This is a genomic window from Paenibacillus sp. JNU01 (assembly GCF_059130585.1).
The window spans coordinates 3,152,850-3,166,962 of sequence record NZ_CP169723.1; the positions used below are offsets into that span (position 1 = coordinate 3,152,850).

The 14,113-nt window shown below is 45.6% G+C and carries 9 protein-coding genes; all 9 read right to left on the reverse strand.

The genetic code is table 11. The features are described 5' to 3' along the window. Positions 1-5: 5 nt before the first annotated feature. Positions 6-314 carry a 30S ribosomal protein S10 gene (rpsJ, locus tag NLBNIHML_RS13830; RefSeq protein WP_017692074.1) on the reverse strand — a complete coding sequence of 103 codons (309 nt, stop codon included), beginning with the start codon at positions 312-314 and terminating at the stop codon, positions 6-8. 437 nt (positions 315-751) lie between these two features. After that, positions 752-1,942, reverse strand: a complete 1,191-nt coding sequence (gene tuf / locus NLBNIHML_RS13835) for an elongation factor Tu (RefSeq protein WP_062836181.1) — start codon at positions 1,940-1,942, stop codon at positions 752-754. A 95-nt stretch (positions 1,943-2,037) separates the two neighbouring features. Next, positions 2,038-4,116 (reverse strand): elongation factor G, encoded by a 2,079-nt coding sequence (gene fusA / locus NLBNIHML_RS13840; protein ID WP_339238003.1) that lies wholly within the window; start codon positions 4,114-4,116, stop codon positions 2,038-2,040. A 48-nt stretch (positions 4,117-4,164) separates the two neighbouring features. After that, positions 4,165-4,635, reverse strand: coding sequence for a 30S ribosomal protein S7 (gene rpsG, locus NLBNIHML_RS13845; protein WP_018753997.1), 471 nt, complete (start codon positions 4,633-4,635; stop codon positions 4,165-4,167). An 87-nt stretch (positions 4,636-4,722) separates the two neighbouring features. Beyond that, complete coding sequence (rpsL, locus tag NLBNIHML_RS13850) at positions 4,723-5,145, reverse strand: 30S ribosomal protein S12 (protein ID WP_017692070.1); 423 nt, start codon at positions 5,143-5,145, stop codon at positions 4,723-4,725. 153 nt (positions 5,146-5,298) lie between these two features. Continuing rightward, complete coding sequence (locus NLBNIHML_RS13855; RefSeq protein WP_047841123.1) at positions 5,299-5,547, reverse strand: ribosomal L7Ae/L30e/S12e/Gadd45 family protein; 249 nt, start codon at positions 5,545-5,547, stop codon at positions 5,299-5,301. 204 nt (positions 5,548-5,751) lie between these two features. Continuing rightward, positions 5,752-9,366 (reverse strand): DNA-directed RNA polymerase subunit beta', encoded by a 3,615-nt coding sequence (gene rpoC / locus NLBNIHML_RS13860; RefSeq protein ID WP_339238005.1) that lies wholly within the window; start codon positions 9,364-9,366, stop codon positions 5,752-5,754. Between the two features lie 113 nt (positions 9,367-9,479). Further along, on the reverse strand, positions 9,480-13,025 hold the full coding sequence (gene rpoB / locus NLBNIHML_RS13865) for a DNA-directed RNA polymerase subunit beta (protein WP_091039164.1): 3,546 nt from the start codon (positions 13,023-13,025) through the stop codon (positions 9,480-9,482). Positions 13,026-13,419: 394 nt separating this feature from the next. After that, the gene (locus NLBNIHML_RS13870) at positions 13,420-14,040 is read right to left on the reverse strand and encodes a class I SAM-dependent methyltransferase (protein ID WP_339257568.1); all 621 of its coding nucleotides are present in this window, start codon (positions 14,038-14,040) and stop codon (positions 13,420-13,422) included. Positions 14,041-14,113 lie beyond the last annotated feature (73 nt).

Sequence of the window (14,113 nt, forward strand, 5' to 3'; positions counted from 1 at the left end):
TTGTATTACAATTTAATTTCGATATCTACACCGGACGGCAGATCCAAGCGCATCAAGGCATCCACAGTTTGTGGAGTCGGGTTAACGATGTCGATCAAACGCTTATGTGTGCGTTGTTCGAATTGTTCCCGAGAATCCTTGTACTTGTGCACCGCACGAAGAATAGTAATGATTTGTTTTTCAGTAGGAAGCGGAATCGGACCGGATACACCTGCACCCGAACGTTTTGCTGTTTCAACAATTTTCTCCGCGGATTGATCAAGAATTCTGTGGTCGTAAGCTTTCAAACGAATACGAATTTTTTGCTTTGCCATTTTAGTCCCTCCTTCTATCGCCCAATTTTTTATCGGACATACTCCGTGAAAATTTTCTAGCCACTGTCCCATGGCAAAGGGGCCGGGTGTGCCAGTAACCTCTCACATCATCGCAACGTCACAGAACAACATTCATTATTATATAGAAAAGATAGGCGTATTGCAAGCATAATTAAGAAAAACATTTAAACTTATCTTTTCTGATGAAATGACTTCGTTTATTGTAGTGTTTATCTTCAATATCCAGGCTGCCTTGCCAATCCTTCTAAACTCGTAAATGATGTTCATTTTATATGACGCAGGTTCCGAAACTTTACACATAATAAAAGAGTTCTTTATCCGATGTCGGATAAAGAACTCTTCCGAAGCTTCGTTACAATACAATGTTACTCGTTCCAGTACACTGTTGCATATGCTTTATTCAGCGTTAAGCCGAATTATTTTTGGATCGATGCTACGGAACCGGCACCTACTGTACGTCCACCTTCACGAATGGAGAACTTAGTTCCTTCTTCAATCGCGATTGGGGAGATCAGGGAAACAGTAACTGTGATGTTATCACCAGGCATTACCATTTCAGTACCTTCAGGCAAGTTGATGATGCCTGTTACGTCAGTTGTACGGAAGTAGAACTGTGGACGGTAACCAGTGAAGAATGGTTTGTGACGTCCGCCCTCTTCTTTAGTCAAAACGTAGATTTGAGCTGTGAATTCTGTGTGAGGCTTAACAGAACCCGGTTTAGCCAAAACTTGGCCACGCTCGATGTTGTTACGGTCAACACCACGAAGAAGTGCTCCGATGTTGTCACCTGCTTGAGCGGAATCCAGCAATTTGCGGAACATCTCAACGCCAGTTACAACAGATTTTTTAGTTTCTTCAGTGATACCAACGATTTCGATCTCTTCGCCGACTTTAACAGTACCACGCTCTACACGGCCAGTAGCAACAGTACCACGACCAGTGATAGAGAATACGTCCTCGACAGGCATCAAGAAAGGCTTGTCAGTTTGACGCTCAGGCAGTGGGATGTAAGTGTCGATTTCTTTGAACATCTCAACGATTTTTTGAGCCCATTCGCCATCTGGGTTAGCCAGTGCTTCACGAGCAGATCCACGAGTGATTGGAGTATCGTCACCTGGGAACTCATATTCGTTAAGAAGGTCGCGAACTTCCATCTCAACCAATTCCAACAACTCTTCGTCTTCAACCATGTCACATTTGTTCAAGAATACAACAATGTAAGGTACGCCTACTTGACGGGAGAGCAAGATGTGCTCACGAGTTTGTGGCATTGGGCCGTCAGCTGCGGATACTACCAAGATAGCTCCGTCCATTTGTGCCGCGCCAGTGATCATGTTTTTAACATAGTCGGCGTGACCTGGGCAGTCTACGTGAGCGTAGTGACGAGTGTCAGTTTCGTACTCAACGTGTGCTGTGGAGATAGTGATACCGCGCTCGCGCTCTTCTGGAGCTTTGTCGATTTGGTCGAATGCTACAGCAGCACCACCGTAAGTTTTGGACAATACAGTTGTGATTGCAGCAGTCAGAGTTGTTTTACCGTGATCGACGTGACCGATAGTACCGATGTTAACGTGGGGTTTATTACGTTCGTATTTAGCCTTTGCCATTTGAACGTGGCCTCCTTAAAATTATAATTTTATGTTTTCACTGAATGAAGTGCTCCGAAATGAATTCTTATGCACTTACATCCAGTGTGAGAAAACTACTCGGTGCCTTTTGTTTTGGCAACGATTTCTTCAGCGATGCTCTTAGGAACTTCTTCATAATGAGAGAGTTCCATGGAGAACACGCCGCGTCCTTGAGTACCGGAACGAAGAGTTGTAGAGTAACCAAACATTTCAGACAAAGGTACCTTAGCACGGATGATTTGAGCTCCACTACGGGAATCCATACCTTCGATGCGGCCACGACGGGAGTTCAACATACCCATTACGTCACCCATGTACTCTTCTGGAACTGTTACTTCTACTTTCATGATAGGCTCAAGCAGAACTGGTTTACACTTGTCTTTAGCCGCTTTAAGCGCCATTGATCCGGCAATTTTAAATGCCATCTCATTGGAATCGACATCATGGTAAGATCCGTCTACGATTGTAGCCTTAACGTCAACAAGCGGGAAGCCTGCGATAACGCCGTTTTTCATTTGCTCTTCAATCCCTGACAGTGCAGGTTGAATGTATTCTCTAGGAACGGAACCACCGACAACCTTACTTTCGAACTGGCTGCCTGTACCCGGCTCGAGAGGTTCGAATTCAACCCATACGTGACCGTATTGACCACGACCACCGGATTGACGTACGAATTTACCTTCAACGCGCGCTGGAGCACGGAATGTTTCACGGTAAGCTACTTGTGGTTTACCCACAGTAGTTTCAACCTTGAACTCACGACGCATACGGTCGATGATAATATCAAGGTGAAGCTCACCCATACCTGCCAAGATAGTTTGACCTGTTTCTTCATCAGTATGAGCACGAAGAGTTGGATCCTCTTCAGTCAACTTACCGAGAGCAACACCCATTTTGTCTTGGTCAGCTTTGGTTTTAGGTTCAACGGCGATTTCGATAACCGGATCAGGGAAGTTCATTGACTCCAAGATAACCGGATTTTTCTCATCACATAGTGTATCACCTGTACCGGTATCTTTCAAACCTACGGCAGCTGCAATATCACCGGAGTAAACTTCAGTGATCTCTTGACGGCTGTTCGCATGCATTTGAAGGATACGACCGATACGCTCACGTTTGTTTTTAGTTGCATTCAATACATATGAACCGGATTGAAGAATACCGGAATATACGCGGAAGAATGTCAATTTACCAACGTAAGGGTCAGTCATGATTTTGAATGCCAATGCGGAGAATGGCTCTTCATCAGAGGACTTACGAACTGCTTCAGTTCCATCTTCAAGATGACCAGTGATTGAAGGTACATCTGTTGGAGCTGGCAAGTAGTCGATAACAGCATCCAACATCAGTTGAACACCTTTGTTACGATATGAGGATCCACAGATAACAGGGAAGATCTTAACATCTACAACACCTTTACGGAGAGCCCCTTTGATCTCTTCAATAGAGATTTCTTCGCCTTCCAGGTATTTCATTGTCAATTCTTCATCCAGTTCTGCAACACGCTCAATCAATTCATTACGGAGTTCTTCAACTTGCTCTTTAAATTCCGCAGGAATTTCTGTTTCTTCGATATTTTGACCAAGGTCATCTTTGTACATATGAGCCTTTTGTTCAACAATATCGATAATACCGATGAAATCATTTTCAGCGCCAATTGGAAGCTGAATCGCAACAGCGTTCGCTTGAAGGCGATCACGCATGTCGGATACAACGTTCAAGAAGTCAGCACCGATGATATCCATTTTGTTTACATATGCGATACGAGGTACGCCGTACTTGTCAGCCTGTCTCCATACAGTTTCAGACTGAGGCTCAACGCCTTCTTTCGCACTGAATACACCAACTGCTCCGTCCAATACACGAAGGGAACGTTCAACTTCAACAGTGAAGTCAACGTGTCCCGGGGTATCAATAATATTAACGCGGTGGCCTTTCCAAGCAGCGGTAGTCGCAGCGGAAGTAATCGTAATTCCGCGCTCCTGTTCCTGTTCCATCCAGTCCATTGTCGCAGCGCCTTCGTGTACTTCACCGATTTTGTGCGTACGTCCTGTGTAGAACAAGATCCGCTCAGTTGTCGTGGTTTTACCCGCATCAATATGAGCCATGATCCCGATATTACGTGTATTTTTTAAGGAGAACTCTCTAGCCATGAAATGGGTCTCCCTTCAAAATAGAAGTTTTTTATTGTGAACTGAATCCTACCAACGGTAGTGAGCAAACGCTTTGTTCGCTTCAGCCATTTTGTGCGTATCTTCACGTTTTTTAACGGAAGCGCCTGTGTTGTTGGAAGCGTCGATGATCTCAGCCGCCAAACGCTCTTCCATTGTTTTCTCACCGCGGTTGCGGGAGTAGTTCACGAGCCAACGTAGTCCCAGAGCAGTACGTCTCTCTGGTTTTACCTCGATTGGTACTTGGTAGTTGGCACCGCCGACACGGCGAGCTTTAACTTCCAGGACTGGCATGATATTCTTGATTGCTGCTTCAAATACTTCCATCGGGTCATTACCCGTACGTTCTTGAATCAACTTGAACGCATTATACAGAATGCTTTGAGCAACACCGCGTTTTCCGTCGAGCATGATGCGATTGATCAAACGAGTAACCAACTTAGAGTTGTATACCGGATCTGGCAACACGTCTCTTTTCGTAACTGGACCTTTGCGTGGCATGGATATCCCCCTTTCTTTCTTGTTCAGCAGACCCTGTACCTTCCAGACCTAAGCCAGAAGGCTTTCAGGTTCTCTGCTTATAATGGTTTAGGCTTTTTTAGCTTTTGGACGTTTTGCACCGTATTTCGAACGAGCTTGCATACGGTTGTTTACGCCTGCAGTATCGAGAGCTCCACGAACGATGTGATAACGAACCCCTGCAAGGTCTTTAACTTTACCTCCGCGGATCAATACCACACTGTGCTCTTGGAGGTTATGTCCGATTCCCGGGATATAAGCAGTTACCTCGAGACGGTTCGTCAAACGAACACGGGCATACTTACGAAGTGCAGAGTTTGGTTTACGTGGAGTCATTGTACCTACACGAGTGCAGACACCACGTTTTTGTGGGGCACTGATGTTAGTAGATTCACGTTTCAAAGCGTTGAATCCTTTTTGCAAAGCTGGAGATTTTGACTTCTCAACTTTTGCTTGACGTCCTTTACGAACCAGTTGATTGATAGTTGGCATGTGATTGCCACCCCCTTCCTCAAATATTCATGTTTCTTTATAAACCTCTTTTCGCTAAGTCCACAGACCCAGGCGGTTCATAAAAAGACAAATGAAAAGTTTTTGCCTTGGAGAATCCCTAAAAGTTCTCGGACAAAAACGTTCCTTACACTATCATTTTACGACAGCAGCCATAGCTGCTCCCACTCCAATCCCGCAAGCTTTGCCGAGATTTTTCATTGTATCCACTTTCGTGTACTTTACATTGTGTTGTTCACACAAGGCAATGATTTTGGAAGTGAGCTGCGGATCACTATCTTCTGCGACATAGACTTCAGAAGCCATACCTGTCTGCACCATCCGCATGGTCTGTTTGGTACCTATTTTGACATGAGCATCTTGCAAGGCTTTTTCATTAGACATTGTGCATTCCTCCGAATAGAACCATGTACAATCAGCTGCCCACGCACCTTTGATATATTAGCATCTAGCGCAAGCATTGTCAATGCTAATCCTAAAAGATTTTATAAAAGTTTACGTACATCAGGATTCGTCCGCCTGCACTATACAAGCGTCCGCCTCCTGACGTACAAAACTTTCTTCCTCTCTAAATGAGAAGAAATCTATTTAATCAACCGAAACTGGCTCGAGTTCTTCTACTGAAGATTGGCCATCTTCTGGCTCAGCAAACTTGATGCTGCGGTAACGGTGCATACCTGTACCTGCAGGGATCAATTTACCGATGATTACATTTTCCTTCAGACCGAGCAACTGATCGACTTTACCTTTGATCGCTGCATCTGTCAGTACACGTGTAGTTTCTTGGAACGAAGCCGCTGAGAGGAACGAGTCTGTTTCCAGGGATGCTTTCGTAATACCGAGCAGGATTGGTTTAGCAACCGCTGGCTCTTTATCACTAAGAATCGCAATTTTGTTAGCTCTTTCGTACTCATGCGTATCTACGAACGACCCTGGCAACAGCGTTGTATCCCCTGCATCTACGATGCGGATTTTACGCAGCATTTGACGGATCATAACTTCAACGTGTTTGTCATTGATTTCTACGCCTTGGTTACGGTATACGCGCTGTACTTCCTGCAAAATGTAGTTTTGTACGCCACGTACGCCTTTAATGCGCAGCATTTCTTTTGGATCGATGGAACCGTCTGTCAACTCATCACCAGCTTCAATTTCCATGCCTTCGCTTACGCGCACACGGGAACCGTAGGTAACAGAGTATACTTTGGACTCCGCTTCACCTTGAATTTCGATTTCACGACGATCTTTCGCTTCGCGAATCTCTTTAACTACACCATCAATTTCACTGATCGTTGCTTGACCTTTAGGATTACGAGCTTCAAACAACTCCTGGATACGCGGCAAACCTTGCGTAATATCGTCTCCGGCTACACCGCCGGTGTGGAACGTACGCATTGTCAACTGTGTTCCTGGCTCACCAATGGATTGTGCTGCAATAATACCAACTGCTTCACCGATCTCCACATGTTTACCTGTCGCAAGGTTACGACCGTAACACTTCTTGCAGACACCATGACTTGCACGGCAGCTGAGTACGGAACGGATTTGCAATTTGGTTACGCCCGCTTTGATGATTGCCTCTGCTTTGTCGGAGTCAATCAATTCATTACGACCTGCAATGATTTCTTTCGTTTCCGGATGACGAACTGTCTCGAAGCAGTATCTGCCTTCAATACGGTCATAGAGATCTTCAATAACCTCTTTACCATCCTGGATACGACTTACCGTAAAGCCTTTATCTGTACCACAATCATCATCACGCACGATTACGTCTTGGGCTACGTCTACGAGACGACGAGTCAGGTAACCTGAATCGGCTGTACGCAGGGCTGTATCCGCCAAACCTTTACGCGCTCCGTGAGTGGAGATAAAGTACTCGAGTACTGTCAGACCTTCACGGAAGTTCGATTTGATTGGGAGTTCGATGATTCGACCAGACGGGTTGGCCATCAGACCACGCATACCGCCCAATTGGGTGATTTGCGATTTGTTACCCCGTGCTTTGGAGTCTACCATCATCATGATCGAGTTGTAACGGTCCATGGACTTCATCAGAATCTCAGTGATGTCATCTTTGGATTTTGACCAGATATCAATGATACGGTCATAGCGCTCTTCATTCGTAATCAGACCACGACGGTACTGATTCGTAACGATTTGTGCTTTATCCTCAGACTGTCTAAGAATTTCAAACTTCTCAGGCGGAACGATAACATCAGATACCGCAACCGTGATACCGGCACGGGTAGAGTATGTGAATCCAAGTTGTTTGATTTTATCCAAAATAACGGCTGTTTCCGTTGTGTGATAAATTTCGAAACAACGTGCAATGATGGAACCGAGATATTCTTTGCCGACACCGCCAGCCAGAGGAGCATTCATAATAGCCTCTCTGAGGTCAGCACCTTTTTCATATACAAATGAGTGATCTGCAGTACCTTGGTACAGGTTCGCACGAGTCGCATCATTGATATACGGGAAGCTTGCCGGGAAAATTTCATTGAAGATAATTTTACCGATAGTAGTCAGCAACATTCCTTCTTGTTGCTCTTCCGTGAAGCTTGTTTTACCAAGCGCCTTAACCGGAATAGCTACACGAGCGTGCAGACCAGCAGTACCACGTTGGTATGCCGATACTGCTTCGTTCACTGTACGCAGAATCATACCTGTGCCCTTTTCTTCCTTGTTGTCCATAGTGAGGTAATAAGAACCAAGCACCATATCCTGGGAAGGAGTAACAACCGGTTTACCGTCTTTCGGGTTCAAAATGTTTCCTGATGCAAGCATCAGAATACGTGCTTCCGCTTGAGCTTCAGCGGACAACGGAACGTGCACGGCCATTTGGTCACCGTCAAAGTCGGCATTGTATGCCGTACATACGAGTGGGTGAAGACGAATTGCTTTACCTTCAACGAGAATCGGTTCAAACGCTTGAATACCGAGTCTGTGAAGCGTAGGGGCACGGTTCAACAGAACCGGATGCTCCTTGATTACTTCTTCAAGAACATCCCATACTTCAGGACTTACACGCTCAACTTTACGTTTCGCGCTCTTGATGTTGTGGGCAAGCCCTTTATTTACAAGCTCTTTCATAACGAAAGGCTTGAACAATTCAAGTGCCATATCTTTTGGCAGACCACACTGATACATTTTCAGATAAGGTCCGACAACGATAACGGAACGACCAGAATAGTCAACCCGTTTACCGAGCAAGTTCTGACGGAAACGTCCTTGTTTACCTTTCAGCATGTGGCTGAGGGATTTCAATGGACGGTTACCAGGACCCGTTACCGGGCGACCGCGACGACCATTATCGATCAATGCATCAACAGCTTCCTGCAACATCCGTTTTTCATTTTGCACGATAATATCTGGCGCGCCCAGATCAAGCAGACGTTTCAGACGGTTATTCCGGTTAATTACACGGCGATACAAGTCATTAAGGTCAGACGTTGCAAAACGTCCACCGTCCAACTGTACCATTGGACGAAGTTCCGGTGGGATAACAGGAAGTACATCCATGATCATCCACTCTGGCTTGTTGCCAGAGTTACGGAAAGCTTCGATAACTTCCAGACGTTTGATTGCACGATTACGACGTTGTCCTTGCGCAGTCCGGAGCTCTTCTTTCAGGAACTCGAGCTCTTTATCTATGTCAAGATCTTGAAGCAGTTTTTTAACCGCTTCTGCGCCCATGCCAGCCTGGAAACCATAACCGTATTTTTCACGGTAGCTGCGGTATTCTTTCTCGGACAACAGCTGTTTTTTCTCCAGTGGAGTTTCTCCTGGATCCGTTACAACATATGATGCAAAGTAGATAATCTCTTCAAGAGATCTTGGAGACATATCCAGAGCAAGACCCATACGGCTCGGAATACCTTTGAAGTACCAGATATGCGATACCGGAGCAGCGAGCTCAATATGGCCCATCCGTTCACGACGTACTTTCGCACGTGTTACTTCAACGCCACAACGATCACAGACAACGCCTTTATAACGAACGCGTTTGTATTTACCGCAATGACATTCCCAGTCTTTTGTAGGGCCAAAAATCTTTTCGCAGAACAGCCCTTCTTTTTCCGGTTTCAACGTACGATAGTTGATCGTTTCCGGTTTTTTCACTTCTCCGCGGGACCAAGAACGAATTTTCTCTGGGGAAGCAAGCCCGATCTTCATGTATTCGAAATTGTTGACGTCCAACAAGGAGCAACCCTCCTTAACCAATTCCTGTAATCTAGGTTACGCCCTCTCCGGCCGAAGCCGGAGCAAGACGCGAGCCTGATGAAAAACGCCGGTCATCATGCGCTCGAAGCGAATTATTCCGCTCCGACCTCTGTACCCTCAAGGTTGAGGCTGAGCTTATCGCTCGCAGCGTCATCTTCATCGTCCATTTCTCTCATTTCAATCTCTTGCTCATCTTCACTCAAAATCTTAACGTCCATACCCAAGCTTTGCAGCTCTTTGATCAATACTTTGAATGATTCAGGAACACCTGGTTCAGGAACATTCTCGCCCTTAACAATGGATTCATATGTTTTAACCCGACCAACAACATCATCGGATTTAACAGTCAAGATTTCTTGCAGTGTATAAGCAGCACCGTACGCCTCAAGCGCCCATACTTCCATCTCCCCGAAACGCTGTCCACCAAATTGGGCTTTACCACCCAATGGCTGTTGCGTAACAAGTGAGTAAGGACCCGTGGAACGGGCATGGATTTTATCATCAACCATGTGTGCCAATTTGATCATGTGCATGACACCAACGGTAACTTCACGTTCAAATTCTTCACCTGTACGACCATCATACAGGACGGTTTTACCATTACGTTGCATTCCTGCTTCTTCCATCGTATCGAAGACATCATACTCCTTCGCTCCGTCGAATACAGGAGTTGCTACGTGAATACCCAGTTGCATTGCGGCCATACCCAAGTGAACCTCAAGTACTTGACCGATATTCATCCGGGACGGTACGCCCAGTGGGTTAAGAACGATCTGAACCGGTGTACCATCTGGCAGGAAAGGCATATCTTCTTCCGGCAAGATGCGGGCCACGACCCCTTTGTTACCATGACGTCCGGCCATTTTATCACCCTCGGAAATTTTCCGTTTTTGAGCGATATATACACGAACGAGTTGGTTAACACCTGGAGGCAGTTCATCACCGTTTTCACGGGTAAATACTTTCACGTCTACTACGATACCGTCGGTACCATGTGGTACACGCAAGGAAGTATCACGTACTTCACGTGCTTTCTCACCAAAGATCGCATGCAGGAGACGTTCTTCTGCTGTCAGCTCTGTTACACCTTTAGGTGTTACTTTACCAACCAGAATGTCGCCAGCACTGATCTCAGCACCGATGCGGATAATACCGCGCTCATCCAAGTTACGCAACGCTTCTTCCCCAACGTTAGGGATGTCACGTGTGATCTCTTCAGGTCCGAGCTTGGTATCACGTGCTTCAGACTCATACTCCTCGATATGGATGGATGTGTATACATCTTCCTTAACGAGTTTTTCACTGAGCAAGATCGCATCCTCGTAGTTGTAACCTTCCCAAGTCATGAAGGCAACAACAACGTTACGTCCCAGAGCCAATTCACCCATTTCCGTTGAAGGACCGTCAGCGAGGATATCGCCAGCTTTGACAGCAGCACCTCTTTTGACAATCGGACGCTGGTTAATGCATGTTCCTTGGTTCGAACGCATAAATTTGTGTAATTTATATTTAACGATATCGCCTTTAACTTCCTGACCGTCCACTTCTTCAACACGACGGAGCCAAATCTCGTTCGCAGAAGAACGTTCAATAATTCCGTCATAATCGGAGACAATACATACACCAGAGTCTTTTGCAGCTTTGTGCTCCATACCTGTTCCTACAAGTGGTGCTTTAGGAATCAAGAGTGGAACCGCCTGCCGCTGCATGTTAGATCCCATGAGTGCACGGTTGGAGTCATCGTTCTCAAGGAACGGGATAAGCGCTGTAGCGACGGATACAACCTGTTTAGGAGATACGTCCATGTAGTCAACTCGCTCACTCGGCATCGTAAGGATGTTATCCGACTGTTTGTTGTAACGTACAATGATCGCTTCTTCTTCAAATGTACCGTCTTCGTTCAACTTCGCATTCGCTTGCGCGATGACATAGTTGTCCTCTTCATCCGCTGTCAGGTAATCAATTTGCTCGGTCACAATACCTGTCTTCGGATCAACCCAACGATATGGAGCTTCAATGAAGCCATATTCATTCACACGGGCGAACGTTGACAAGGAGTTGATCAAACCGATGTTTGGTCCCTCTGGAGTCTCGATCGGACACATACGGCCATAGTGGGATGGATGGACGTCACGCACTTCCATACCTGCGCGCTCACGCGTCAAACCACCGGGTCCGAGTGCGGACAAACGACGTTTATGTGTCAACTCACCCAGCGGGTTCGTTTGATCCATAAACTGTGACAATTGAGAACTACCAAAGAACTCTTTAATGGATGCAATAACAGGACGTATATTGATCAATGCCTGTGGTGTAATGACGTTGGCATCCTGAATGGACATTCTCTCACGAACCACACGCTCCATACGGGACAAACCGATACGGAACTGGTTCTGCAGGAGTTCACCCACTGAACGCAAACGACGGTTACCCAGATGATCGATATCATCCGTGCTACCAATTCCCTGCAGAAGGTTAAGGAAATAACTGATGGACGAAATAATATCCGCCGGAGTCACGTTTTTAACGGACTTGTCAATGTTTGCATTGGCAATCAGTTTAACAACTTTACCATCTTCAGTTGGTGAGAATACATCAATCGTTTGCATAGGGATATCATTGGCATCCAAAACGCCGTTACCCACGTGATACGTGCGGAATCCAACGCTTTTCTCCAGATACGGCATGATTTCATCCAACAAACGACGATCAACCATTTGGCCTGCTTCAGCAATGATTTCACCTGTTTCAGCGTCAACAAGTGATTCAGCCAAGCGTTGGTTAAACAAACGGTTTTTGATGTGAAGTTTTTTATTCATTTTGTAACGACCTACATTAGCAAGGTCATAACGTTTTGGATCAAAGAAACGTGCTACGAGCAAGCTTTTCGCATTATCCAATGTTGGTGGCTCGCCCGGACGAAGACGCTCGTAGATCTCAATGAGTGCTTTCTCCGTGGAATCCGTGTTGTCTTTGTCCAGTGTGTTGCGGATATATTCGTCATTACCGAGCAGATCCAGAATCTCAGCATCTGTGCCAAAACCAAGTGAACGCAGGAGAACCGTAACCGGTATTTTACGTGTACGGTCGATCCGGACGTAAACAACATCCTTCGCGTCCATCTCCAGTTCGAGCCAAGCGCCGCGGTTAGGAATAACTGTAGCGGTATACGTTTTTTTGGCGTTTTTATCTACTTTGGTACTGAAGTAAACGCTAGGAGAGCGAACCAACTGGCTGACAATAACCCGTTCCGCACCATTAATAATAAATGTGCCCGTGTTGGTCATCAGCGGGAAATCTCCCATGAATACTTCCTGCTCTTTGACTTCGCCGGTTTCCTTATTAATGAGCCGGACTTTGACCCGAAGCGGTGCTGCATAAGTAACGTCACGCTCTTTCGCGTCATCTACTGTATACTTCGGTTCACCGAGACTGTAATCGATAAATTCCAAAATCAAGTTGCCTGTGAAATCCTGGATCGGCGAGATATCCTGGAACATTTCGCGCAACCCTTCCTCCAAAAACCAATCATATGATTTTTGTTGGATTTCAATCAGGTTAGGAACTTCGAGTATCTCGTTAATTCGTGCATAACTGCGCCGAGTGCGTCGACCATATTGAACAAGATGTCCTGCCAACTTAAACTCACCCCTCAATGTCTACTCACTTTAAAAATTTCGTTGCGAACCTCTGTTTGTAACCTTATAATGGTACACATACAGAGCAAAGCAATGCATCCACAAATAAAGAAAAGCCCTTACTCGAAATGTCGTTCGAAAAAAGAGCAACTTTGATCGGCGGATGTCTTTCCAAAACATTCTTATCCCCAGTTTGCCCAAAATGTACATATTATACGCCAAACGTAGGCATAATAAGCCCGTTCGGCGTAAAAAAAGGTTGACATTTTTAGTTAGCTAAAGCCAAGTAGGGCATCTTAATACTGACATTTTACAATAATACCACGACCTGAATTTCAAGTCAATAGTCCTATTGCAAAAAAAATGATCCCCTGCTTACTTTACAAACTCGGATTCAGCTTTTAGTAGAATCCTCTTCCGATTTCATCGCTTTGAAAATCCGGTAGCCTTTATCCTTCGTCACTTCTTCCACTCTTCCAAACAAAGATTCCAACTTCGCTTTTGCTGATGGAGCCCCTTGTTTCTTCTGAATGACAATCCACAACGAACCACCTACCTTCAGATGACGATGTGCCTGTTCGAAAATAGTATGAACCGTCTCTTTCCCAGCCCGTATAGGCGGATTGGTTAAGATAACGTCAAAATCTTGCTTTTTTACTTCAGCCAGTAGATTACTTTGCAATACGGTAACATTGTTAATCCCGTTCGCTTTTGCATTTTCCATGGAAAGTTCAACGGCTCTCTCGTTGATATCGATCATGGTGACATGTCCGTCCGGTACAAGTTTGGCTGCTGTAAGACCCATCGGTCCATATCCACAACCCACATCGAGAACATGAGCCCCTGATGGCAACTCTATCGCATCAATCAATACTCTGCTGCCATAATCGATTCCGTTTTTGGAAAACACACCGGCGTCCGTCACGAATCGCAGACTGAATCCGCGAAGAATCGCTTCAGTTGCTCTGCGATCATGCGCTACTTGCGGTTTGTCCGAATAATAATGATTGGACATGTCCTCACTCACTTTCCATTTACAATTACAGCAACAAACCCCTTGATATAAGTCAAGGGGTTTGTTGTTTTGT